The 22759-nt window shown below is 65.8% G+C and carries 23 protein-coding genes and 2 tRNA genes; 16 read left to right on the top strand and 9 right to left on the bottom strand.

What is annotated here, in order from left to right; genetic code table 11:
* Positions 1-103: 103 nt before the first annotated feature.
* The 3 genes from BMX17_RS00410 (at position 104) to BMX17_RS00400 (ending at position 1902) form a co-directional block, all read left to right on the top strand.
* A complete protein-coding gene (locus BMX17_RS00410; RefSeq protein ID WP_092656490.1) occupies positions 104-502 on the top strand; it encodes a hypothetical protein in 399 nt (132 codons plus the stop codon).
* A gap of 495 nt (positions 503-997) precedes the next feature.
* Positions 998-1399 (top strand): STAS/SEC14 domain-containing protein, encoded by a 402-nt coding sequence (locus tag BMX17_RS00405; RefSeq protein ID WP_092656488.1) that lies wholly within the window; start codon positions 998-1000, stop codon positions 1397-1399.
* 101 nt (positions 1400-1500) lie between these two features.
* The gene (locus tag BMX17_RS00400; RefSeq protein ID WP_092656485.1) at positions 1501-1902 is read left to right on the top strand and encodes a SpoIIAA family protein; all 402 of its coding nucleotides are present in this window, start codon (positions 1501-1503) and stop codon (positions 1900-1902) included.
* 48 nt (positions 1903-1950) lie between these two features.
* Here the strand turns inward: BMX17_RS00400 and BMX17_RS00395 are convergent, their stop codons facing one another.
* Entirely contained in the window at positions 1951-3093 is a 1143-nt protein-coding gene (locus BMX17_RS00395; RefSeq protein ID WP_092656483.1) for a CBS domain-containing protein, read from the bottom strand.
* Between the two features lie 283 nt (positions 3094-3376).
* Between BMX17_RS00395 and BMX17_RS00390 the strand changes: the two genes are divergently transcribed.
* A complete protein-coding gene (locus BMX17_RS00390) occupies positions 3377-3871 on the top strand; it encodes an HTH domain-containing protein (RefSeq protein ID WP_092656481.1) in 495 nt (164 codons plus the stop codon).
* Positions 3872-3926: 55 nt separating this feature from the next.
* Here BMX17_RS00390 and BMX17_RS00385 read toward each other — a convergent pair whose 3' ends face one another.
* Entirely contained in the window at positions 3927-5450 is a 1524-nt protein-coding gene (locus BMX17_RS00385; protein WP_092656479.1) for a sensor histidine kinase, read from the bottom strand.
* Between the two features lie 182 nt (positions 5451-5632).
* Here BMX17_RS00385 and BMX17_RS00380 point away from each other — a divergent pair, with 182 nt between their 5' ends.
* On the top strand, positions 5633-6433 hold the full coding sequence (locus BMX17_RS00380; protein WP_092656477.1) for a helix-turn-helix domain-containing protein: 801 nt from the start codon (positions 5633-5635) through the stop codon (positions 6431-6433).
* 35 nt (positions 6434-6468) lie between these two features.
* Here BMX17_RS00380 and BMX17_RS00375 read toward each other — a convergent pair.
* Positions 6469-6543, bottom strand: a tRNA-Val gene (locus BMX17_RS00375).
* A 190-nt stretch (positions 6544-6733) separates the two neighbouring features.
* Here BMX17_RS00375 and trpD point away from each other — a divergent pair.
* From trpD to trpG, 4 genes are read left to right on the top strand one after another with little or no spacing between them, the layout of a single operon-like run.
* Positions 6734-7735 (top strand): anthranilate phosphoribosyltransferase, encoded by a 1002-nt coding sequence (gene trpD, locus BMX17_RS00370; RefSeq protein WP_092656475.1) that lies wholly within the window; start codon positions 6734-6736, stop codon positions 7733-7735.
* Entirely contained in the window at positions 7732-8373 is a 642-nt protein-coding gene (locus BMX17_RS00365; protein WP_092656473.1) for a phosphoribosylanthranilate isomerase, read from the top strand. The genes trpD and BMX17_RS00365 overlap by 4 nt, the downstream gene beginning before the upstream one ends.
* Positions 8370-10043, top strand: a complete 1674-nt coding sequence (gene trpE / locus BMX17_RS00360) for an anthranilate synthase component I (RefSeq protein WP_092656471.1) — start codon at positions 8370-8372, stop codon at positions 10041-10043. The genes BMX17_RS00365 and trpE overlap by 4 nt, the downstream gene beginning before the upstream one ends.
* A complete protein-coding gene (gene trpG / locus BMX17_RS00355) occupies positions 10040-10666 on the top strand; it encodes an anthranilate synthase component II (RefSeq protein ID WP_092656469.1) in 627 nt (208 codons plus the stop codon). The genes trpE and trpG overlap by 4 nt, the downstream gene beginning before the upstream one ends.
* Here trpG and BMX17_RS00350 read toward each other — a convergent pair.
* Positions 10660-10863 (bottom strand): DUF8029 family protein, encoded by a 204-nt coding sequence (locus tag BMX17_RS00350; RefSeq protein ID WP_092656467.1) that lies wholly within the window; start codon positions 10861-10863, stop codon positions 10660-10662. The two genes, trpG and BMX17_RS00350, sit on opposite strands and share 7 nt — an antisense overlap.
* A 520-nt stretch (positions 10864-11383) precedes the next feature.
* Here BMX17_RS00350 and BMX17_RS00345 point away from each other — a divergent pair.
* The 3 genes from BMX17_RS00345 to BMX17_RS00335 all read left to right on the top strand — a co-directional run bounded on the left by BMX17_RS00345 (position 11384) and on the right by BMX17_RS00335 (position 15739).
* Positions 11384-14524, top strand: coding sequence for an adenosylcobalamin-dependent ribonucleoside-diphosphate reductase (locus BMX17_RS00345; RefSeq protein WP_092656465.1), 3141 nt, complete (start codon positions 11384-11386; stop codon positions 14522-14524).
* 207 nt (positions 14525-14731) lie between these two features.
* On the top strand, positions 14732-15172 hold the full coding sequence (locus BMX17_RS00340) for a phage tail protein (RefSeq protein ID WP_092656463.1): 441 nt from the start codon (positions 14732-14734) through the stop codon (positions 15170-15172).
* Between the two features lie 39 nt (positions 15173-15211).
* Positions 15212-15739, top strand: a complete 528-nt coding sequence (locus tag BMX17_RS00335) for a phage tail protein (RefSeq protein WP_092656460.1) — start codon at positions 15212-15214, stop codon at positions 15737-15739.
* A gap of 20 nt (positions 15740-15759) precedes the next feature.
* On the opposite strand, the gene BMX17_RS00330 is transcribed toward BMX17_RS00335, so the two are convergent.
* The 3 genes from BMX17_RS00330 to BMX17_RS00320 are packed head-to-tail and all read right to left on the bottom strand — an operon-like array spanning position 15760 to position 17868.
* Positions 15760-16050 (bottom strand): DUF8036 family membrane protein, encoded by a 291-nt coding sequence (locus BMX17_RS00330; protein ID WP_170845300.1) that lies wholly within the window; start codon positions 16048-16050, stop codon positions 15760-15762.
* 9 nt (positions 16051-16059) lie between these two features.
* Positions 16060-16335 (bottom strand): winged helix-turn-helix domain-containing protein, encoded by a 276-nt coding sequence (locus BMX17_RS00325; RefSeq protein WP_092656455.1) that lies wholly within the window; start codon positions 16333-16335, stop codon positions 16060-16062.
* Positions 16336-16386: 51 nt separating this feature from the next.
* Positions 16387-17868: a molybdopterin-dependent oxidoreductase gene (locus tag BMX17_RS00320; RefSeq protein ID WP_092656453.1), complete on the bottom strand. Its 1482-nt coding sequence runs from the start codon at positions 17866-17868 to the stop codon at positions 16387-16389.
* 118 nt (positions 17869-17986) lie between these two features.
* On the opposite strand from BMX17_RS00320, the gene BMX17_RS27480 reads away from it, so the two are divergent.
* Entirely contained in the window at positions 17987-18145 is a 159-nt protein-coding gene (locus BMX17_RS27480; RefSeq protein ID WP_170845286.1) for an HVO_2523 family zinc finger protein, read from the top strand.
* Here the strand turns inward: BMX17_RS27480 and BMX17_RS00315 are convergent.
* The gene (locus BMX17_RS00315) at positions 18139-18807 is read right to left on the bottom strand and encodes a TVP38/TMEM64 family protein (RefSeq protein ID WP_092656451.1); all 669 of its coding nucleotides are present in this window, start codon (positions 18805-18807) and stop codon (positions 18139-18141) included. The genes BMX17_RS27480 and BMX17_RS00315 overlap by 7 nt on opposite strands.
* 83 nt (positions 18808-18890) lie before the next feature.
* On the opposite strand from BMX17_RS00315, the gene BMX17_RS00310 reads away from it, so the two are divergent.
* Complete coding sequence (locus tag BMX17_RS00310) at positions 18891-19253, top strand: DUF5830 family protein (protein WP_211611254.1); 363 nt, start codon at positions 18891-18893, stop codon at positions 19251-19253.
* Here BMX17_RS00310 and BMX17_RS00305 read toward each other — a convergent pair.
* Positions 19250-20323: a DUF7115 domain-containing protein gene (locus BMX17_RS00305; protein ID WP_092656446.1), complete on the bottom strand. Its 1074-nt coding sequence runs from the start codon at positions 20321-20323 to the stop codon at positions 19250-19252. The two genes, BMX17_RS00310 and BMX17_RS00305, sit on opposite strands and share 4 nt — an antisense overlap.
* Positions 20324-20485: 162 nt before the next feature.
* Here BMX17_RS00305 and BMX17_RS00300 point away from each other — a divergent pair, with 162 nt between their 5' ends.
* Together BMX17_RS00300 and BMX17_RS25760 are read left to right on the top strand one after the other, a co-directional pair.
* Positions 20486-22360 (top strand): hypothetical protein, encoded by a 1875-nt coding sequence (locus BMX17_RS00300; RefSeq protein WP_092656444.1) that lies wholly within the window; start codon positions 20486-20488, stop codon positions 22358-22360.
* Positions 22361-22417: 57 nt separating this feature from the next.
* A tRNA-Met gene (locus BMX17_RS25760) sits at positions 22418-22558 on the top strand.
* Positions 22559-22759: the final 201 nt, after the last annotated feature.

Raw genomic sequence — 22759 nt, 5'->3', positions numbered from 1 at the left:
CGTTTTTTCACCACGTCGATCACCGTCCGTCTCCGAACCCCTCGCTATCGCGCTTGATACTGTCTCCCATAGATATATTACAGGATTCGTGATACGGTCTCGTATGTCACAACAGGTGTACAGAGAGACGGAGGCGTTCACGACGCGCTGGGATCCGGAGATCGAATCGGTCGTCCACGAGTGGAAGAAGTACGTCGACGGCGAGTTGTTCCGTGAGGGGGCACGATCGATGCTCGAACTGGCCGAGGAGCGAAACAGCAAGACGATCCTCATCGATCACCGGGACATGACGCTCGTCGACCGCGAAGACCAGGAATACATCATGGAGGAGTGGCTCCCCAGAGCCGTCGAGATCGGCGCGGACTACCACGTCGTGGTCCACGAAGAGAGCACTATCGCGGAGATGAACCTGGACGACATCGTCGACATCGAGGAGCACGACCACACGTCCCGGATGACCGACGACATGGACGAAGCCCGCGAGTGGATCGCCGAACAATAACCTCGACGCCGCTTCAGAGCCCCGCTTCGTTACTTTCGACCGTCGATCCCGGACGCGCACTCTCGATCCGAACTGACCGTTCACGGACTCCCATCCAATTCACTTGACGAACACACAACAAAGCTACTACTAGATGCCATATCTAGGGACATAATTCAGATATTATTGTCCTTATAGCCAATCTTTATCCCGCTCTGTTGGGCATATGTTGATTGTAATGTCGAAGTCACAGACTCCGTCCACCGGAACCGATCTCTCGTACGCACCGTCGGCGAGTTACGCCCCCTGTCGCAACTGTGAGGAGGGGACGCTGGTATGGGACGAAGCGGCTGGCGAGTCACGCTGTCGCTGCTGTGGCGTCGTAGCCTGACGGACTGATTCCCTTAGTCCGCGAACCGCTGTCGACCGACCTCGGGCATCGTGGGCCGTTCCGGCGGCCCCGCTTTCTCGTCTGTGGGGGTGGTATACAAGACACTACGGCCACTACCATCTCGTATGGTCGAGGAACTGTTCAGCCAGCCCGGTGTTTGCTCGGTCCACTGGGACGAACGGACCGAGGCGATCACCGTCGAGTGGGATGGCGATGTGGGGGGCGAGGACTACCGGGACGTGATGGAACGCGTGCTGGACCGGATCGTCGACCTGGACGCGACCAAGTTACTCGTGGACGCCCGGAAGCAGGGGTTGATGAGCGAGGGGGATCAGGACTGGACGGTGGCGGACTGGCAACCGCGGGCCGTCGACGCCGGCCTGACGCACAAGGCCGTGGTCTATCCCGAGGCCCGACCGGCCAGGACGACCGTCGATATGTCCGCGCGCAAACGGCCACACCCCGGCCTCGAACGCCTGTTCACCGACGGCCTCGAGGAAGCACGCAAATGGCTCCAAACCAAGTGAGCGACGCGGCGCTCGTGCTACCCGAGGTCACTGTCGATCTGAGTATCGGAGGCGGAAAATGGACGTGTGGTTACAAATGCCACGAGTGTCTATTTGCAACCATGTCGCCCGAACCGTACGTGGAATCGGACGCGTACGCCGTCTCGTGGGATCCGGAACTGGCGGCCGTGGTCCACGAGTGGCACGAAACACCGACCGAACAGGCCTTCCGGGACGGGGTGGAAGACGTGCTGTCGCTGATCGAAGCCCGGGACGCGAGGAAGATACTCAGTGACTGTCGGGCCCTGGACTCGTTTACCGCTGACGACGAGTGGCTCCGCGAGGAGTGGGTGCCACAACTGGTGTCGGCCGGCGTCGAGTCCCTCGCGGTCGTCTATCCCGAGGACAGTCTGGCGAAGTTCGAACTCGACAAGACTGCACGGACCTACACCGATCTCACTATCGAGACCATGTTCGCGACCGACGTTCCGGAAGCCAGGGCGTGGCTTCAGGCCAGAGCGTAGCCCGTCGACGGCGACCGAACGCGGCTCCGGATCGGGGTGTGCTGGACGCTATAGCTCGCCGAGTTTCCGGAGCAACTGCCCCCGGTACTCCTCGTCGGAGCGCACGTCTTTCAGTTCGAGGACGTTGCGTTCGAGTTTGTCCAGCGCCACGTTGAACGACTGTTCCGCGCCGTAGCCTTCGCCGGAGCCAGCGATCTGGCCCTCCGTGGTCCGCAGGCGGATCTGGCACTGGATCAGCGGCGTGCCCCGCAGTTTCTCCTTGTGCTCGTGGAAGCGGACGTGGGCGTGCCGGACCTGCATATCGCTGTACTTGTCGACGACGCTCTCGATGTCGACGCGCACGTCCTCCCGCGAGATGGTGTCCAGCAACGTGATGTTCGTGATCTGGACGTCCATGTGCTCTTCCTCGGTGTAGGTCAACGCCCGGAGCACGTCGGTCTTCGTGAGGATACCCACGACCTGGCTGTCGTCGCCCTCGGGGGTGACGACCAGGCCGTTGTAGTCGTTGTCGAGCATCCGGCTGACGGCCGACCGGACCGACTCGGCGGTGTCGGTCGTGGCGACCGGGCTGGACATCACGTCGTACACCGGGATGTCGAGGATGCGGTCGTTCCCGCCGGCGCGCTCGCCACGCGTGGTCTTGTCCATGTCACGGACCACCACGTCGACGATGTCGTGGGTGGTGACCATGCCCGAGAGCAGGCCGTCCTCGTCGAGGACGGGTACCCGCGAGATCCCGTGTTCGCGCAGGAGGTTGATCGCCTGTCCGACGCGGGTGTCCTCGGCCACCGTGACGACGTTCTCGGTGTAGATGTCCCCGACGGTCAGCGCGTCGAGGTGTTCCAGCACCGCCTCGAGGATCGAGTTGGTCGTGACGATCCCCCACAGCCGGTCGGCCTCGAACACGGGGGCGATCTTCGTGCCGCCTTCGACGAGGACGCGCGCGACTTCGCGCACGTCGTCGGTTCGTTCGACCTTCGGGGCCGAGACCACCAGGGACTCGGCCTTGGCGTCGTCCTGAACGTGGGACTGGAGGAGTTGCCGCCGGCCGATCACTCCCTCGTAGGCCCCGTCGTTCGTGACGATGATTCCCCGGGGGTTCTTGCGCTCGAAGATAGAGCGGACCTTCGCCAGCCGCTCGGTAGCGTCGACTTCTATATAATCGCTGGTCGCGATATCAGCAATATCCATCGTAATCTCCTGTTTTTGCTTGACTGCCCGGGGTAATCAAACTTAGCGGTATTCCCGTTCAGCGGCGATCGCCGTCAGTGATACACCTGCCGACCTCGTCCCGCCAGCAGGCCGACTCGGTACCGATACGTGCTCATATGTACCCGATAGAAGGACAATTGTCACGGTCGTACGGTGGCTGCGGGACATTATATCGGTATTAGGCGTCCTGTGTGGTATTATATCAATCAGAGGAACGCTTTAGGAGCACGATTCACGATTGTCCGATGGGAGGGGACCACCAATGTCATCGAACACCGATCCAATACGACTCGAACTCTACGTGCGGACACTCTCCCCACCGGGTGCGCGCACACGACAGGAGCAGGTACTCGAGCGCCTCCAGCGCCTCGAAGACGAAGGCCACGTCGACGACTTCTACGTGAAAGTCTGGGGTCGCCAGATCGATCCGACGACGAAAGCCGCCGAGACCGATCAGGGTGAGTTCATCCTCAATCGGATCGCCGAGTTCAAACAGTGGGCGCTGGCCAACAACACCACGCTCGAATCGTTCTACCAGACCCACGAGCAGTCCTCGTCGATCACCGGCCAGGACCACACCACCATCGTCCTGCCGAAGATGGGACTGGCCGAGTACCGCGGCGGCGAACTCGCACAGGTCGCCCCCTGCACCGACGGAGACGACGTCCACAGCGTCGTGAACCACCTCGACGACCTCGAACGCCGACTGGCCGATCAGCCGACGACCAGCGCGGCTGCGACGGTCGCCGAGGAGTAACCGGGGACATCTCTTTCGCCGGCGTTTCGATTCTGCGCCAGCCGGCCGTCCGCGCTCACCGATCCGTCACCGTCCGGAACTCGAAGCGAGCGCCGCCGTCCCAGTCGTCGGTGAGTGTGACCTCCCAGCCGTGAGCCGTCGCGATCTGGTCGACGATGGCCAGCCCGACGCCGCTCCCGCCGGACTCGGAGTGGCCGAACTCGAACACCGAGTCGCGTTCGGATTCGGGGATGCCCGGCCCGTCGTCGGCGACGACGAATCCGTCGGGCTGGGCCGCGATCTGGATCGTGACGCCGTCGTCGTCCCCGTCGGTCCCGTGCTCGACCGAATTTCGGATCAGGTTCTCCAGCAACTGCTGGAGCCGGCTCCGATCACAGGCCACGACGAGGTCGTCGTCGACGTCCAGCGAGGCGTCGTCGGTACGGACGTTGTTCCACGCGTCCCTCGCGACGGCCGCCAGCTCGACGTCGCTCGTCTCCTCGACGGTCTCGCCGACGCGTGTCATCGTCAACACGTCCTCGACGAGCGTCTCCATGCGCTCGTGGGCTCGCTGGAGCGCGGTCACGTGTTCGCTCTCGCCGCCGAGTTCCCGTTCGAGGAGTTCGGCCCGCTGGATCGCCACGCCCAGCGGGTTCCGGAGATCGTGTGAGAGAATCGTGGCGAACTGTTCGAGCCGCTCGTTTTGCCTGACGAGTCGCTCACGGGCGAGCTTGCGCTCCAGTGCCGACCCGATCCACCGGCCCATCGTCTCGACCAGCGTCACCGCCCACTCCGAGAACCCGTCCTCGCGGTCGGTATCGTAGAAACAGAAGGTGCCGTACACATCGCCGTTGACGATCACCGGTGCCCCGAGGTAACAGCCCACTCCCCATCCATCGATCCCCTGTCCCCGCGGCAGGGCAGGATACTCCTCGGCGACGTCGCCCGAGACGAGGCGCTCCTCGTCCAGCACGACGCGCTCGCAGTAGGTGTCGGCCAGATCGATCACGTCCCCCGCCTCGACGATGTCGTCCGGGCCGTGGACCACCTCGAAGACGTACTCGTCGTCTCGGATCCGGGAGAGCGTCCCGTAGTCGGTCCCGAGTTCCCGACAGCCGATGGCCAGCAACGCCTCGACGCGGCCCTCGAACGCGAGGTCCTGATCCGAGATGACCTCGTACATCTCCCGGAGGACCGTCTCCCGGTTCTCCAGTTTCTTGTGCTGTCGTCGCCGCTCGGTCACGTCCCGGAAGTACACCGAGAGTCCCGATTCCGACGGGTAGACGTTGATCTCGAACCACGCGTCGAGCGGTTCGTACTCTGCCTCGAAGGAGACGGCCGTCTGCCTCGCCATCGCCTCCCGGTAGCGCTCCTCGAAGACCGTCCCCGAAAGCTCCGGGAGTGCTCCCCACATCGTCCGGCCCTGCAACTCCTCGACGCTCAGCTCCTCCCCCATGGCTTCACAGACGACGCGTCGACCGTGCTCGTTCAGATACGTGAATCGCCACTCGTCGTCTAGCCCCATGAACGCGTCCGTCATCCGGTCCAGCAGATGGTCGACACTCTCGGCGTCGACCGGCGGCGCGTCCTCACCTGCCATTCTAGTTCAGACTCGGAAGCCACCCGCAAAAGGGTTCGCGCTGGTTCGAATACTGACAGTCTCGTCCTCCGAACGTACAAGTATCGAAACAGGACGAAGCCGACACGTGACCCCGACGACGTGGCCGACTGCGGCGCTCGACGATACCATCACGCGCCGTACGGACACAGCAGTGACGACCGATGGGTAGCCGCTACCGCGACGCCGAGTTCCTCCGGACGCAGTACGTCGAGAACGGAATGTCTTCGACCGAGATCGCCGAGCTGTGTGGGACCTCGCCCAGTACGATCCGCCGGTGGCTCGATCGCCACGACATCGACGACGACCGGCGGTATCAGGACCCTGAATGGCTGTCTGAGCAGTACGTCGAGAAACGCCGTGACCAACAGGACATCGCCGACGAGTGCAACGTCGCCAAGACCACGATCTGCCATTGGCTCGCCCGACTCGACATTACCGATGGGGAATCGCTGGCAACGAGTGCGTGTGAAACCTGCGGCGAGGAATTTCGGTACTACCCGTCAGTCCGTGACGGACAGTTCTGCTCGAACGACTGTGCGGGGAAACCACGACGGCGACAGGTCGAACTCACCTGTCCCGGCTGTGAAGAGACCTTCGAGCGACGGCAATCGCTGGATACCGAGTACTGTTCGATGGCGTGTTGGGGTCTCGACAACAGGGTCGAGACCAGCGGATACTATTCGACACACTGGATCAAACAGCGCGAAAAAGCTCTCGAACGCGACGATTACCGATGTACTGTCTGCGGAATTCACGACGAAGAACATCGACGCCGTTTCGGTCGCGGTGTAGAGGTCCACCACATTGTTCCGGTCCGGCTATTCAAAATCTGGGAGAAGCCACCTGAACACGCACACCTTCTCCGGAATCTCGTTACTGTCTGCCGAACTCATCACCCTGATGCACCGGGTACAACCGTTGAGCCTGATCCAGACGATCAACCTCTGGAGTCCTACTGGTAACACGTTCCGACAGAATATGTCAGAAAACCGGCAGATGGGTTCGGACGGATTTGAACCGTCGGCCTCCTCCATGTCAAGGAGGTGTCGTAACCGATCTAGACCACGAACCCGTGCTGCCTCCACCACATCGTAATCCGCAGTGGTAATTGAAGGTTTCGGATTGGAGAAAGCCCTCCCGTCCGGCACTTGTGCCCGTTCCCCACGCGCCTGCTGGCCGTCTCGGCCGCCCTGGACCCGATACGCTTAAGTCGATGAACGGATTTGTACATCACAACGCGGATACGTCCATTGGTGTCCACAATGCAGGATTACATCGAACGAGTCACGGAGGGCGAGGATCTGACGGTCGGACAGGCCCGCGAGGCCGCGACGGCGATCTTCGAGGAGGCGACGGAGGCACAGATCGGCGCGTTGCTGTCGGCGCTGCGCGCGAAAGGCGAGACCGAAGACGAGATCGCCGGTTTCGCACAGGGGATGCGCGAGGCCGCGCGGACGATCGAACCGGATCGGTCGCCGCTGGTCGACACCTGCGGGACCGGCGGGGACGACTACAACACGATCAACGTCTCGACGACCAGCGCCATCGTCGCCAGCGGGGCAGGCGTGCCCATCGCCAAGCACGGCAACTACTCGGTGTCGTCCTCGTCGGGCAGTGCCGACGTGCTGGAGGTCGCCGGCGTGAACGTCGAAGCCGAACCCCCAGCGGTCGAGCGGGCGATCGAGTCCGACGGGATCGGCTTCATGCTCGCGCCAGTCTTCCACCCGGCGATGAAGGCCGTGATCGGTCCGCGCAAGGAACTCGGGATGCGGACGATCTTCAACGTCCTCGGCCCGCTCACGAACCCGGCCGGCGCGGACGCGCAGGTGCTGGGCGTCTACGACCCCGACCTGGTGCCGCTGATCGCCAACGCCCTGACGCATATGCCGGTCGATCACGCGATGGTCGTTCACGGGGCCGGGCTGGACGAGATCGGGATCCACGACGAGACGGTCGTCGCCGAGGTGCAGGGTGGCTCGGTCGAGGAGTACCGGATCGCGCCGTCGGACCTCGGGCTCGACCGGGCGGACATCGAGGCGGTCGCCGGCGGCTCCCCCGAGGAGAACGCCGCGGACCTGCGCGGGATCGTCGAGGGGGAGGTCACGGGGCCCAAACGGGACATCATTCTCGCGAACGCGGGCGCGGCAGTCTACGTCGCGGGCGAGGCCGACTCCCACCGCGATGGGGTCGAGCGCGCCAGACAGGCCATCGAGGGGGGCCGCGCCGCCGAGAAACTCGCCGATCTCTGTGCGGTCGAGCAATGACGCGAACGAAGATCTGTGGCATCACGCGCGAGTCGGACCTCGAGGCCGTCGTCGCCGCCGGCGCGGACGCGGTGGGGCTGACTGCCGCCGTCACGGTGGACACGCCACGCGAGGTCCCGGTCGAGCAGGCCGCCGAACTCGCGGCTGCTGTCCCGCCCTTCGTCACGAGCGTGCTGGTGACGATGCCCGACAGCGTCGGCCGGGCCGTCGAACTGGTCGAACGCGTCGAACCTGACGCCGTCCAGTTGCACGGGAATCTGGGGCCGGACGACATCGCGGCGGTGCGTGAGCGCGCGCCGGCGCAGGTGATCGCCGCCGTCGACGCGACCGATTCCGCCGTGGATACCTACGCCGACGCGGCCGACGCCCTCCTGATCGATTCCGTGGACGAGCAGGGCGGTGGCGGGACCGGCGAGACCCACGACTGGGAGCGCACGGCGGACCTGGTCACGAGTCTCGACGTGCCGGTGATCCTCGCCGGTGGGCTCACGCCGGACAACGTCGCCGAGGCGGCCGAAACCGTCGAACCCTTCGCCGTGGACGTTGCGAGCGGTGTGGAGTCCGAGGGTGGCCTCAAGGACCACGATGCGGTCCGGCGGTTCGTCGAGCGGGCCGAGAGTGCGGTGGTCAGCGCATGATGGACAAAAGCCGCGAGGAGTTCGTGGAACTGGCAGACACCGACGGCCCGGCGGTCGTCCGTGTCGCCGCGGAGCTCCCCGCCGACGTGGAACCGCTGGCGGCCTACGCCGCGCTGACGGGCCGGACGACCGACGCCGAGCCCGCACCCTACGCGTTCCTGCTGGAGAGCGCCGAGAAAGTTGCCTCCAGCGACCCGGACGGCGCGTTCGCGCCGACAAAGGAGCAACGCCACGCCCGCTATTCGTTCGTCGGCTACGACCCCGAGGCGGTCGTGACCGTCGAGAGCGAGGGAGCGAGCGTCGAAACCTTCGACGACCGCTACGCCGGCCGGATCGAGACGGCGGGTCGTGACGACGCCGACGCCGTCGATCACCTCCGACACGCGCTCCCGGACGTGACCCTGCGGGGGTTCAACGGCGCGGATCGCCAGCACCTCGACGGCGGCCTCGTGGGCTTTCTCTCCTACGATGCCGTCTACGAGATGTGGCTCGACGAGGTGGGGCTGGATCACCCCGAGGGACGGTTGCCCGACGCGCAGTTCGTCCTGAACACGAAGACGCTTGTCTTCGACGACAGGGACGACACCGTCTCGCTGGTGTTCACGCCGCTGGTGACCCCCGACGAGGACGCGGGCGAGCGTTACGACGAACTCGAAGCCGAAGCCGAGCGGGTCGCGGCCCTGCTCGAAGCCGACGTGGCCGTCGAGACAGGCGGCTTCACCCTCGAATCCGAACGGGCCGACCCACGGGTCGACTACGAACAGGCGGTCGAGCGCGCCAAGGAGCACGTCCTCGACGGCGACATCTATCAGGGCGTCATCTCTCGGAAGCGCGAACTCGACGGCGAGGTGGACCCGCTGGCCTTCTACGAGTCGCTCCGGGCCGTGAACCCCTCGCCGTATATGTACCTGCTGGGCTACGACGGGCTGACCGTCGTCGGCGCGAGCCCGGAGACGCTGATCTCGGTTCGGGACGACCGGATCGTCTCCAACCCCATCGCGGGGACCTGTGACCGCGGGACCTCGCCGGTCGAGGACCGCCGGCTGGCCGGCGAGATGCTCGCGGACGGGAAAGAACGGGCCGAACACACGATGCTGGTCGACCTGGCGCGCAACGACGTGCGCCGGGTGGCACAGGCCGGCAGCGTCCGCGTCGAGGAGTTCATGAACGTCCTGAAGTACAGCCACGTCCAGCACATCGAATCGACCGTGACGGGCGAACTCGCCGACGACGCAGACCAGTTCGACGCGACGCGGGCGGCCTTCCCCGCGGGGACGCTCTCGGGCGCACCGAAGATCCGCGCCATGGAGATCATCGACGACCTCGAACCCGAGCCACGCGGCCTCTACGGCGGCGGCGTCGGCTACTACTCCTGGACCGGCGACACCGACTTCGCCATCGTGATTCGGACGGCGACGGTCGAAAGCGGCACCGGACCGTACACTGCCGACCGCGCGGACGACCTCGACCGCATCACCGTCCAGGCCGGCGCGGGCATCGTCGCCGATTCCGACCCTGCGAGCGAGTACTACGAGACCGAAAAGAAGATGGACGGCGTGTTGACCGCGCTGGACGCGATCGCCGATCAGCCCGTGGAGGCCGACGCGAATCCCGACGAGGCGGATGCCCCGGACAGTCCGGCGACCGACGCCGAGGGGGTGTCCCGATGAGCGCCGCCCAGGATGGCACCGCAGTCGACGAGGGTCGCCAGAAAGTGCTGTTCGTCGACAACTTCGACTCGTTCACGTACAACCTCGTCGAGTACGTCAGCGAACACGCCGACACCGAAGTCCTGCGTAACACGGCCTCGCTCGCGGACGTGCGTGCGGTCGACCCCGACGCCATCGTGATCAGTCCCGGCCCCGGCCACCCCGCGAACGAACGGGACGTGGGCGTGACCAACGACGTGTTGTGCGAGGTGAGCCCCGACGTGCCGACGCTGGGCGTCTGCCTCGGCCTCGAAGCGGCGGCCCACGTCTACGGCGGGACCGTCGGGCGCGCGCCGGAACCGATCCACGGGAAGGCGTTCGCCATCGATCACGACGGGAACGGAGTATTCGCCGGCCTGGACCAGGGCTTCCAGGGCGGGCGCTATCACTCGCTGGTCGCGACCGAAGTGCCGGACTGTTTCGACGTGACCGCGACCTGCGAGAACGACGGCGAGGACCTGGTGATGGGGATTCGCCACCGCGAGTATCCCATCGAGTGCGTCCAGTTCCACCCGGAGTCGGTCCTGACCGCGGTGGGCCACGACGTGGTCCGGAACTTCCTCGATTGGGCGGCCGATCAGTAGGGCGCGGCGACCAGCACGTCGCCCAAACTGATCGCACCAAGCACCCACAGCGCCGCCACGACGACGAGCGCGATCACGACCAGTTTCCAGGCGAGGCTCAACAGGATGCGGCCGACCACGATCACCGCAGCGAGCGCGAGCAGACCGAGCAACAGCGCGGGCGGGGACCCCAGCGGACCCAGTTGGACGGGTAACATAGCCGACAGTACCGCCGCCCCACAATAAAACGTACCGGCCAGCCCCCGCTTTTCGTGTCGAGGTTGCGACGCGCGCGGCTCGCAGGCCCCGCGATCAGCACTGACCCGCGCATCCTGCCGACATCTGTGGATTCCGAGATGTTTTCTTCGCCCGTCAGCGTTTTCGAAGAAACGCCGCTCTTGGGGTGGGATTCGACACCCGAACCCCCTCCAATTTCCACTGGAAACTCCGCCCTCGTCTTCGGGTTCTGGAGGTAGCGATTTCACTTTCACTCCGGTCTGCCCAGGCTTAAGAAGTGTCCGTCCCTCGCTATCGAGCGTAGCAATCACGCCCGCGAAGCGGTGCTTGCGGGTACGGAATGACAAGCAAGTTACATCTGTATCGACGCGGAAAACGCCCCAACGACAAGGGTTATTTGCCACCCGCAACAACACGAGTTCCGTCACAAATGACAGGTCAGAGACCCAGGACCCAGTCGCGAATCGTACGTCAGACAGCGCCGGAAGGGGGGAAGCGGCCGTGAGTCGGCACGACCTCTCGACCGACGAGGTGACGCTGCCGATCAAGCGTACCGAGGGCGACACCCTCGAAGCGCGCCTCACCGGCAATGCCTACCACAACATTCTCCCCGCGCGGTATCTGCGGAAAGACGCCGACGGCGAACTGATCGAACAGCAGGAAGATCTCTTCGAGCGTGTCGGGAAGAACATCGCTCTCGCCGAGGCCGTCTTCGAGGCCGGGAAGCGGGATCTGGAGATCACCGTCACGCCCGACCAGCTCAAACCCGACCACCCGCGACGGGACGAACTCGCCGCGGATGTCTTCGGAGCCGGCGTCACCGCCGATTCGGACGCCGAGACCGAACTCTCTATCTACAACGTCAACAAGTTCGCCTACGACACGCTGGTCCCCGAACTCCCCGAGCCGGTCCGAGAACACGTCGAGGACACCGCCGCGGAGTTCCAGAACCTGATGGAGCGACTCGCCTTCATGCCCAATTCGCCGACACTCATGAACGCGGGCGACGAACTCCAGCAGCTCTCGGCCTGTTTCGTCGACTCGCCCGAGGACGACATCGACGACATCCACGAGACCGCCAAGGAAGCCGCACAGGTCTTCCAGAGCGGTGGCGGGATGGGGTACGCCTTCTGGCGACTCCGTCCCTACGGCGACGCCGTCGGCTCGACCGGTGGGATCGCCTCCGGCCCCATCACGTTCATGCGCACGTACGACCAGATGTGCGAGACCATCGCCCAGGGCGGTGCCCGGCGGGGCGCACAGATGGGCGTCATGCGCGTCTCCCATCCGGACGTGATCCAGTTCATCCACGCCAAGAACAAGGACGTGAGCCTGGCCGAGACCCTGCGCCTGAACGACCCCGACGACTTCACGCACACCTCCTTTGCCGACGCACTCGACGAGGCGCGCGAACTCATCGACGACGACGGCAAGGTTCCCGAACACCTCCGGAACGCCGTCGAGGGTCACCTGTCGAACTTCAACATCTCCGTCGGTATCACCGACGACTTCATGGACGCGGTGAAAGCGGGCGAGGAGTTCACCTTCACCAACCCGCGCACCGACGAACCCCACGTCGCCACGCCCGAGACCAAGGAACTGTACGACATGTTCGGGCTCGGCGAGCACGTCGAGGTCGGTGAGGTCCTCTCGGTGCCCGCCGAGAAGGTCTGGGAACACATCGTCGAGGGTGCCCACGAGAACGGCGAACCCGGCGTGATCTACCTCGAACGCGTCAACAAGGAACACTCCTTCGACGTGGAGGAACATCCCGACCACCGCATCCTCGCGACCAACCCCTGTGGCGAACAGCCGCTCGAAGAGTACGAGGCCTGTAACCTCGGCCACATCAACCTCTCGACGCTGGCCGACGAGGACGCGCCGGACTGGCGGCTCTGGTCCGAGGAGCATCTCGACGAGTACGACAGTCTGGAAGACGCCGTCGACGCCTTCCTCGACGAGGCACTCGACGGAGAGGAGTTCGACCACCGCATCGAGATGGGGACCCGCTTTTTGGAGAACGTGGTCACCATGTCCGACTTCCCGGTCGAGAAGATCGAACAGAAGGTCCGGGAGATGCGCAAGATCGGCCTGGGCGTGATGGGGCTGGCCCAGCTGTACGTCCAGCTGGGCATGAAGTACGGCGACGAGGCCTCCAACGAGGTCGCGCGCCAGATCATGCGCCACATCAACCACGGCTCGAAGTGGGCCTCCCACGAACTCGCCGAGGACCGCGGTGCGTTCGACGAGTGGGACAACTCGAAGTACGCCGATCCCACCGAGTACCGCGAGTGGTTCGAGAAACAGACCGGTCTCGACGCCGACGAGTGGGACGACGGCTTCGCCATCCGCAACCACAACACGACGACCATCGCGCCGACCGGCACCACGAGCATGGTCGGCAACACGACCGGCGGCTGTGAGCCGATCTACAACGTCGCCTACTACAAGAACGTCTCCGACGACGTGCAGGGCGACGAGATGCTCGTCGAGTTCGACGACTACTTCCTCCGCGTGCTAGAGGAGAACGGCATCGACGTGGACGCCGTCAAGGAGGAAGCTCAGGAACAGATGGCGACGAACGAGTTCGACGGTATCGATGGGCTAGAGACCGTCCCGGACGCCATCGGCGAACTGTTCGTCACCACGCAGGACCTGACGGCCAAACAGCACGCCGCGATCCAGACGGCCTGTCAGGAGGGCGTCGACTCGGCCATCTCGAAGACGGTCAACGCCCCCAACGACTCCTCCGTCGAGGACGCCAAGGACGTGTTCGAGTACATCTACGAACACGGCGGGAAAGGTGTCACCTACTACCGCGACGGCACCCGCAGCAAGCAGGTGTTGACGACCCGCGCCGACAACGCGGAGTTCTCCGAGATGGACGAGGAGGAAGCCGCCGAGGTCCTCTCAGAGCAGATCGAGGACATCTTCGGTAGCCTCGACGCGTTCCTCAACCACGAGGACGTGCAGGCCGCACTCGACGCGTCCGCCGAGGACCTGTTCGACCTGGACGCCAGCAAGTACGCCGACAAGCGCTCCCGGCCCGACGCGCTCCGGGGCGTCTCCCAGCGCATCGACACCGGCTACGGGAAGGTGTACGTGACCATCAACGAGGACCCCAAAACGGGCGAGCCGTTCGAGCTGTTCGCCAACATCGGCCACTCCGGTGGGTTCACGAACTCCTTCACGGAGGCGCTGGCGAAGGTCATCTCGACCGCGCTGCGCAGCGGCGTCGATCCGAACGAGATCGTCGACGAACTCCAGGGCACCCGGAGCCCGAAGGTCGCCTGGGACAAAGGCGAGCAGATCCAGTCCATCCCGGACGCTATCGGGACGGCCCTGCGTCGCTACCTCGACGACGAGATCGACAAGGGCTATCCCGAGCAGAAGACCCTCGACGAGACGGCTGCCGACACCGAGACTGCCGAGGACCCCAACGCCGAGGCTGTCGCCGACACCGGCGCGGGTGCGCCCGAACCGGACGGGGGCGCGAAAGCGCAGGGCAAGTCCGGCGACGATGCGACACAGGAACTCATCTCCAGCGGCGAGAGCCCGGAGTGCCCTGACTGTGGTGCGATGACGCTGTACTACTCCGAAGGCTGCAAGACCTGCGAGTCCTGTGGCTGGTCGGAGTGCTGATCTGACGGTCTGGGACCCCCTTCGCACTTGGAGCGTGTGACACTACGGGGAGCGACCGAACGCGGACGCACCGATTTTCGTTTTCTCACTGCTGGGGAGGTACCGTTATGTACGTCCGATCTGAAGCTGAAACGAAATGTATCGGAGCCTCGCGGCAGGTGGACGCACAGTCGACATCGAACTTCGACCGGAGGGCACGGCATAGCCATGCCGGACAAACACGGCCCGTACCGGAACATTCGATTCCTGCTGGAGATCGACGGGATCGCCAAGGCCGGCTTCGCGGCGTGTCGCCAGCCGACCAGTAGCACGGACGTGATCGAGTACCGCGAGGGGACTGACCCGCCGACGGTCCGACAGCTGGCGGGGCTGAACCGCTACGGGCGGGTCGTCCTTCGGAGCGGCGTCACGGACGACTCCATCGAACTGTTCGAGTGGCGCAAGCAGGTCGAACAGGGAAAAGTCGACGAGGCCCGGCGCACGGTCGCCATCGTCGTCCTCGACCGCGAGGGCGAAGCGGGCGCTCGCTGGGAGCTCCGGAACGTGTGGCCCGCGACCTACCAGGCCCCGCGACTCGACGCCACCGGCGAGGACGTGGCCGTCGAATCGCTCGAACTCGTCTGTGAGGGGTTCGAGCGCGTGGCATGACGGACACCGAACTGGTGAGCGAGTCGCGGGGGCGAACCGATGGCCGCTGACGACCCGCCGGACCCGTACCCCAGTCACCGGTTCGCGGTCGATATCGGCACGGGCGAGCGACTGGGCTTTTCGGCCGTCCGGGGCCTCTCCGTTCGCGTGGAGGTGGCACCCGACTCGGAGTCGGGGACTGGCGACGGCGACGCCGACGACAGCCCCTGGTGGGACTTCGGCGACTGGTTCGACCAGTATCGCGAGTCCCTGCCATCGACCGAGCGCCGCCGCACCCAGTCACCGAACCTGCAACTCCGCCGTGGCGTCGGCGGCGACACGACGCTGTGGGACTGGCTCCAGAACTGGGTCGCCGGCACGATCGAACCGCGGACGGTTCACGTCCTCTTGCTCGACGGGGCCGGTCGGCCGGTCCGGGGCTGGCGGTGTCTCTCGGCGACGCCCGTCGAGTGGACCGGGCCGGAACTCGTCGCGGATCGGTCCGGCGTCGCCATGGAGGAACTCGAACTCGCCCACGACGGACTGGAAGCCGTGTCGGATCTCTCGGCGTGGCTCGAGAAAGAGTGAGGGGCCGCCCTCGGTGACCCTCACTGCCAGGTGACGTACGTCAGGACGGCCAGCGCGACCGTCTCCAGGCCGCGCAGGGCGACGACGAACTGCTGGGCAAGCACGCTGTCGGAGTACAGCATCCCCATCGAGAAGAAAAAGTAGATGGCACCGAGGTTCTCGACGAGCATCACGGCCGAGAACGCGAGCAGGCCCAGCACAAGCGGCGACCGGAACTGCCGGTAGTTGCGTAGCCAGACGAAGCCAAGCGCCGCTAGCAACAGCACGTTCAGTCCGGCCAGTCCGCTCGCGATCGTGATCCAGGTACTCATTCCCATTGGTTACTCCACGTGTTCGATGATTTCCTCGAAGGCGTCGCGGTGGTGTTCGAAGCGGTCCGTGAGGAAGTACAGTTGGCCGTAGTCGTCGCCGCCCGGCTCGACCACGTCGTGATCTTCGAGCATATCGAGGTGGTGGCGGACGGTGTTGTAATCCACGTCCATGTGTTCGGCGAGCTGGTTGGCGTTTCGCGGGCGCTCGTCGAGTGTCCGGATGATCCGGGCCCGGTTCTCACCACCCCGCGTGCCGGCCAGCAGGTACCACAGGGCCTTCTCCATCGACAGTTGGTCGCAGTTCTCACGGTGCCCGTTTATTCGTGCTGGTCTCGGTCACTGGACCGTCTTCGACACCCACCCGGTCGCGCCGCTGGGATAGGAGTCGCTCTCTTCGCTGGGCTGGAGGCGTCCCTCGCCGTCGGTCGCACGGACGACCACCTCGTGGGACCCGCTCGGCGGATCGTAGCGGTACCGCCACTGCCGCCAGACGCTGACGCCCTCCAGAGGCTCGGTGAGTTCGGCCTCGTTCCAGGTCGATCCGCCGTCGGTGGACACCTCCACTTGCTGGATACCACGGATGCCCGCGTAGGCGTGACCGCCGACCTCGTTGCGTCCATCCGGGAGGTCGTTGACGGCGTGGAGTTTCGCGACGGTTTCGACGGGGCCGGTCCCGTGCCAGCCTTTCTGTTCCCAGTAGCCCTCGGCGTCCTGGTCGAGCACTTCGATCTCACTGAGCCACTTGACCTGAATCTCGCCCCAGTGACCCGGGATGAGCGCCCTGACGGGGTAACCGTGACCGCGCGGGAGCGCGTTGCCGTTCATCCCGTAGGCGAGCAGGCTGTCTTCGAGCGCGTCCATCGGGAACACCTGGTAGTAGTCGTCGGCCGCCCGGAGGCGCACACAGTCACAGCCGCCGTTTGGGCCGGCCCGTGCGACCAGGTCCTGTAACGGGACGCCCGTCCAGAGCGCGGTGTCCATCTTCTTCCCGTTGAGGCTCTCGCCGACACACCGCAGGGTCTCGAAGCGGTCGACCGACGCCATCTCTCGCAGTTCCGAGTACCCGAGGGTCACTTCCTCGTCGACTTCACCGGTGATCGTCAGTTCCCACTGGGCCTCGTCGACGGTCGGGTCCACGTTGGCGATGTCGACGGTGTAGAAGTTCTCGCTGACCAGCGGCTCCGCACCGTCCATCGAGAAGGACTTCTCGGCCGCGTCTTCGAGCAGTTGCTGGCGGTTCGCGTTCCCCGCGAGCGGTTCGCCGCCGAGATTCGGCGTGCGCCGCCGTCCGACGGCGTACCCGGCGAGGCTGAAGCCGGCCAGTGTGAGACCTCCCGAGAGAACCCGTCTGCGTCCCGAATCGATCGGTTCGGGCATCGGGAGCGACGGGGTGGCCACGCTCAGGAGGACGACCGCGCCCGGCGGAAGCGCCGCGCCGAGCGCGAGCAACGCCTGGCCGGTCGTGACCGCGACGAACGCCCAGGTGCCGACCGTCGTCGCGACGACCGGGAGCGCCCGGTTGTTGAGTCGCTGGCCGAGGGAGTGCGAGCCGACGACGAGTGCGGCGACGCCGACGACGACCAGCGTGACCGCACTGGAAAAGAGCAGCGTTTGGCCGAGACTCCCCAGGTTCTCGATGATCGAGTTGGTGACCACTGCGGGGCTCGTCTCGCGGATCCAGTTCGTGACCGGCGTAACGACGAACGACGGGGTGAACCCGGCGGCCGCGTACGAGCCGACGACGGCGGTGAAACCGGCGATTAGACCGATCAGCAACGCCGGCAGTGCGTTCGACGCCTGCACACGGAGCCGTGACATACCTGTCCGGAGGCGATGCCCACTGAAACCGATTGTCCGAACTCCGTTCGGGATGGTTCTAGAATTGGACCGGGATCGACCCGAAGAGTCAAGCCCGCGCTGGCCTCATCCGGCAAGCATGGGCGAGGAGAGCGGCGGCGTCGGCACCGAGGGTCGGGACTCCGATTCGGGAGGCCGTCCCTGTCCGATGTGTGAGCGGCCGATGTACAGCCGCCACTGCAAGTACGTCTGTCCGGAACACGGCGTCGTCTACGACTGTGCGGACACCTTCTACTGAACGTCGGCGGCACCCGTGGCTCGCTCCTCGGTGAGATACCGGTAGGCCGGTCCGGCGAGCAACAGGGCCGCGAGCGCCACCAGACCGACGATCACGTCGAGGCCGACGCTCGCGCCGGAGGCGGTGAGGTCGTGCATCGACCGCCCCGCGAGGATGGCGGCGACGATCCACGGAATCTCACCCACGGTCGAGCCGAGAACGTAGTACCGCACGGGCACCCGCGTCAGACCGGCCGCGTAGGAGACGGCGTCGGAGGGGAGCGGCAGGAGCCGGGCCACGAGAACGCTCCGGAACGCGCCGGCCGTCGCGACGAACCGCCCGGCGTGGCTCTCGAAGCGGGCCGCCAGCGTCCCGCCCATGTCCGTGTACCGGGCCAGCAGGAAGACTGGCATGTTGGTCACGGCCGCACCGGCCATCGCGATGGGGATGCCAGCGAGGCCGTACACGTAGCCGACGAGGACTGAACAGACGGCGACCGGCAGGAGCGCGAGCGGGCGAAACAGGTACAGGACCGCCAGCGCGACCGCGAACAGCACCGGCTGACCGGCGAGACTCTCGGCCCACCGGAGGACCGCGGTCGGCGACCGGCCGACGACGGCGACGGCCGCCACCGCGGCGAGTATCGACCCGACGAGGAGTCGCTGGCGCGTCACGCCTCGCATCTACACAAGAGGCGATGCCCGTGCACTATACCTCTTGTGGTGGGCTCACAACGCTTAATTCGGTCGCCACCACAGTGTCCGGCGTGCAGGACGTCGATCCGGTCGAACTCGGCCTGGAGTTGCTCGCCAGTCTCGAACACGACTCCCTGTCGGTCGCCGCGGCACTCGACCGGATCGAGACGATCACGACCGATCCCAACGTCCAGCGCGAGATTCTGGACACCGCTGTCGCTCGCGGCATCGTCGAGCGCGAGGACGGGACCGTCCGACCGACGAGTCACGACTACGTGAGCTTCGAGAATGACGTGATCACGAAAGAGGGAGAATTCACCTGTCGGCGCTGTAGTGCCGAAATCTCGACGGGCTATTTCATCACGTTCGACGCCGGGGAACACGGCCCGTTTGGCTCCTCGTGCATCCGGAAAGTCACCGGCCGGGAGAGCTAGCGTCCCTCGCGCAACTCCTCGATCAGCTTTTCGATCGTCCGCTGTTGTTTTTCGAGCAACTCGTTGTGGCGCTGGACCGCCGTCGTCAACTCCCCGAGTTGCGACTCGACGGCGTCGAGGTCGCGCTGGCTCGCCGCCCCGGACTGGCGGCTCCGGGTCGTCGACTCCGTGGTGCTCGACGGACTGTCGCCGGTGTCGGTGGTTCGCTCCCGTCGCTCGGCCGTCCCGGACGCGGCGTCGCTCTCGCCGTCGTTCCGGGACCGGGACGCTGTCTTGGCGGTCGTCTCCGACGAACCGGACGACCCACTCGCCGTGGGGCCGTCGATGCTCGGACTCGTGTCCTCGTCGTCGGAGACCAGCGGGTCGATGCCGCCGCCGATGTCGATGTCGCTGCCGCCACCGCTGTCGTCGCTCTCCGCTTTCTCACCCGCGTCGACGCCGATGCTGGCGTTCAACTCCTCCAGACTGCCCACGTCGAAGAAGTCGAAGACGGCGTTCTCGACGACCTGCTGGACCTTCCGGGCCTGTTCGTTCGGGGTCTTGATCCGTTTGGGTCGCCCGCCGATCTCGAGAACGACCTCCGTCGCGACGTTGCCCTCCTCGAACGAGAGGCCGGTGAGGTCGCTGAAGGGGTATTCCTCGAAATCCTCGGTCCAGACCGCCGAGCCGATGTGACGGACGACTCGCTTGTCCGTGACGATCAACACGAGTTCGCTGAACCGGAAGGCACCGACGACCGATTCGTCGGGGTCGGTCACGCCGCCGGCCCGGAGGATGCCGGTCAACAGCAGTTCCAGCACCGCGCCGTCCCGGTTGCTCGGGACGCCGAACTTGCGCGTGCCCTCGACGTACTCGAGGATGAACTTCGTCTTGCGGCGGCCTTCTTTCACGTCCAGCCACTCCACGTCGTGGGGGAACTCCTGGACTTTCTCGTCGCTCAACAGCCCTTCGGCCCGGTACAGGAGCGTCCGGGTCGGCGTGAGACAGACGACGTCTTCGTCACCGAGGTTGACGCCCAGCTCGACGTCCTCGCCCCCGAGCGCGTCCCGGACGAGGTCAGGAATCTCCATGGTCGTTGTGTACTTGCCGGGTGGCTTAAATCCGCGGGTGGTGTGACCCCGTGGAGTTCCCGCAGCGGTACCACCGGCTTACCCGCCACCGGACCGGATAAGCCGGGCTTGTCACCCGATACTCCCCGTGTAACAATTCGCGTCCTCGTCGACCGTTCGGTCGTGTCACGTCCCGTCTCCCCACCGATCGCCCTCCTGACGGTCCTCGCACTGCTCTCCCTCGGCGTCTCCACGGCCGTTGCCGTCCCGTCCGGCGTCGATTCGCCGGCTCATCTCGTCGCTCAGGAGAACGGCTCCGACCCGACACCCGAACCGGACACCGACGGGTCCGGTGACGAGGATACCGCCGACCCCGACGCGGGGGACGAACCCGACGGTGAACCGGAGTCACCAGACGAAGGCGGCGGGACCGACGACGGCGACACGCCAGCGTCCGAGGCCGACCCGGATCCGAACGACGACTCACCGCCCGACGGGGACGACGAAGCAACCGACCCGAACGGGCCGACCACCGCCGATCCACACCCCGACGACCGATCGGGGGCCGACGGCGGGACAGCGACGCCGCCGGACGACACTGCCGACGGAGCGGGTGACGGCGGAACTGCTGTGGACGACGACAGCGGACCCGACACCGACGGCGAAGACGGCGAGAACGACCGACCGACTGCGGAGCCGGACGCACCTACCGACCCCGCGTCGGATCCCACGCCAGCCGACGAGGGCGAACCCGAGCGATCGCCGGACGAGTCGGACGACGAGAGCGGGGAAGACGGCGGCACTGCAACCCCGGACGAGTCGGACGACGAGAGCGGGGAAGACGACGGCACTGCAACCCCGGACGAGTCGGACGGCGAGAGCGGGGAAGACGACCGCTCGGCAGGCGACGACGGAACCGACGAACCGAACAGCGACGAGTCGGAGGACAACGCCGGTGACGACGGATCGGAAGACGTGACTGACGAGGAACCGACGGACAACGAGGGAGATGGCGGACCGGAAGCCGACGAGAACGATGACGGCTTTTTCGACCAGGTCGAAGACATATTCGAGGACGAGGCGGACGATACTGACGACGAACCGGCCACCGAGCAGTCCACCGAAGATCTGCCGCCGTCCACACCCACTCCGGACACGGACGACGATTCGACCGACGGGGAAACGCCCGCATCCGAGCAGTCCACGCCCGATTCGACGCCCGAGCCCGCACCGGACACGCCAGCCGACACGCCCGACGGTGATGCGTCCGACACGCCGGCCTCGTCGACGCCGGACGGCGGGACATCTACGCCGGCCGAGCAGGGACCAACCGACGACTCGTCGACGCCAGCCGATCCGGCCACGCCCGAAGCCGATACGCCGACGGGAACGGGCACGCCCGCGAAACCGGACACGAACTCCTCTGCGGGACGGGATACCGACACGCCAGCCCGACCCGGCACGCCGACCGAACCGGAGACGCCGTCGCAGACATCCACACCCGCCGAACCGGGAACTCAGACCGCACCGCCGACGGACGCTGACTCGGGGACGCCAGACGCTCCGGCTACCGACTCCCCCGAACCGGCGACGGCACAGCGACCGGCCGACGAAAACGAGGCGAGCGGCGGCGCGGACTCGACCGACGACGGCGACGACGCCGGGGGTGACAGTGGTGGCGGTGGTGGCGGGAGTGATGGACCGGCGGGTGCGTCCGGGGACGACGGTGCTGGCGGTGCCGACGTCGACGGCGTGGACGGCGTCTCCGGGATGGATCTGGTGACGATCCAGCCAGAGACGGCGGAGGGGTCGACGGAGACTGCCACATCGTCGGAGACGCCGACGACGGAACGGACGCAGGTCGAGACGGTGTCTCCGGTGACGGCGGCGGACGCGGCTGCGGAGGCGCGGACGGCGACCGAGACGGCAGCGACACCGACCGGGACCGTCGTTGGCCCCCGAGTCACCGAAGCCGAGGGTGCGGGTTTCGGGCTGGTGGTCGGACTCGTCGCGCTGGCGCTCGTCGTGTGTGGGATTCGCTTGCAGTGGCGGGGATAGCCGCCGAAGATGGGAAGGTTAAAGACGACCACTCGTTTAGCACCGGGTGCACACTGAGCCCGGGTGGCTTAGCTGGACATAGCGCCGCACTCATAGGGTTTTCGAGACTCTGCGCGGCGTCGCTCCCGGTCCCGTGAGGCCCGTCAGCCTCGAACCTGGGACATGCGGAGATCGAGGGTTCGGAGCCCTCCCCGGGCATTCTCTCGAACGCCACGAGCTATCGGCGAGTGGCAATGCCGTGAGAATGCCCGGAAAACTCCGAACCCGCAGGGTCCCGCCGAGCGGAGCGAGGGGGAGCAGGAAAATGTCTGATTTTCCGTGGTTCGGAGCCCTCCCCGGGCATTTCCTTCCGTCGCAAACCTCGTGTGAGCGACCGCTTCGAAGTCCACCGAGCGGGTG

The sequence above is a fragment of the Halorientalis persicus genome (assembly GCF_900110215.1).
Taxonomy (GTDB): Archaea; Halobacteriota; Halobacteria; order Halobacteriales; family Haloarculaceae; genus Halorientalis; species Halorientalis persica.
The sequence above is the reverse complement of the archived record's forward strand: the minus strand, read 5'-3'. Positions and strand labels throughout refer to the sequence as shown.

Bases quoted from the DNA above. Each gene is read 5' to 3' on its own strand.
- trpG (WP_092656469.1), top strand. From the start codon at position 10,040: ATGAGCGCCGCCCAGGATGGCACCGCAGTCGACGAGGGTCGCCAGAAA.
- BMX17_RS00405 (WP_092656488.1), top strand. From the start codon at position 998: ATGGTCGAGGAACTGTTCAGCCAGCCCGGTGTTTGCTCGGTCCACTGG.
- BMX17_RS27480 (WP_170845286.1), top strand. From the start codon at position 17,987: ATGGGCGAGGAGAGCGGCGGCGTCGGCACCGAGGGTCGGGACTCCGAT.
- BMX17_RS00400 (WP_092656485.1), top strand. From the start codon at position 1,501: ATGTCGCCCGAACCGTACGTGGAATCGGACGCGTACGCCGTCTCGTGG.
- trpE (WP_092656471.1), top strand. From the start codon at position 8,370: ATGATGGACAAAAGCCGCGAGGAGTTCGTGGAACTGGCAGACACCGAC.
- BMX17_RS00340 (WP_092656463.1), top strand. From the start codon at position 14,732: ATGCCGGACAAACACGGCCCGTACCGGAACATTCGATTCCTGCTGGAG.
- BMX17_RS00330 (WP_170845300.1), bottom strand. From the start codon at position 16,050: ATGAGTACCTGGATCACGATCGCGAGCGGACTGGCCGGACTGAACGTG.
- BMX17_RS00365 (WP_092656473.1), top strand. From the start codon at position 7,732: ATGACGCGAACGAAGATCTGTGGCATCACGCGCGAGTCGGACCTCGAG.
- BMX17_RS00350 (WP_092656467.1), bottom strand. From the start codon at position 10,863: ATGTTACCCGTCCAACTGGGTCCGCTGGGGTCCCCGCCCGCGCTGTTG.
- BMX17_RS00320 (WP_092656453.1), bottom strand. From the start codon at position 17,868: ATGTCACGGCTCCGTGTGCAGGCGTCGAACGCACTGCCGGCGTTGCTG.
- BMX17_RS00305 (WP_092656446.1), bottom strand. From the start codon at position 20,323: ATGGAGATTCCTGACCTCGTCCGGGACGCGCTCGGGGGCGAGGACGTC.
- BMX17_RS00390 (WP_092656481.1), top strand. From the start codon at position 3,377: ATGTCATCGAACACCGATCCAATACGACTCGAACTCTACGTGCGGACA.
- BMX17_RS00325 (WP_092656455.1), bottom strand. From the start codon at position 16,335: ATGGAGAAGGCCCTGTGGTACCTGCTGGCCGGCACGCGGGGTGGTGAG.
- BMX17_RS00410 (WP_092656490.1), top strand. From the start codon at position 104: ATGTCACAACAGGTGTACAGAGAGACGGAGGCGTTCACGACGCGCTGG.
- BMX17_RS00335 (WP_092656460.1), top strand. From the start codon at position 15,212: ATGGCCGCTGACGACCCGCCGGACCCGTACCCCAGTCACCGGTTCGCG.
- BMX17_RS00315 (WP_092656451.1), bottom strand. From the start codon at position 18,807: ATGCGAGGCGTGACGCGCCAGCGACTCCTCGTCGGGTCGATACTCGCC.
- BMX17_RS00385 (WP_092656479.1), bottom strand. From the start codon at position 5,450: ATGGCAGGTGAGGACGCGCCGCCGGTCGACGCCGAGAGTGTCGACCAT.
- trpD (WP_092656475.1), top strand. From the start codon at position 6,734: ATGCAGGATTACATCGAACGAGTCACGGAGGGCGAGGATCTGACGGTC.
- BMX17_RS00380 (WP_092656477.1), top strand. From the start codon at position 5,633: ATGGGTAGCCGCTACCGCGACGCCGAGTTCCTCCGGACGCAGTACGTC.
- BMX17_RS00395 (WP_092656483.1), bottom strand. From the start codon at position 3,093: ATGGATATTGCTGATATCGCGACCAGCGATTATATAGAAGTCGACGCT.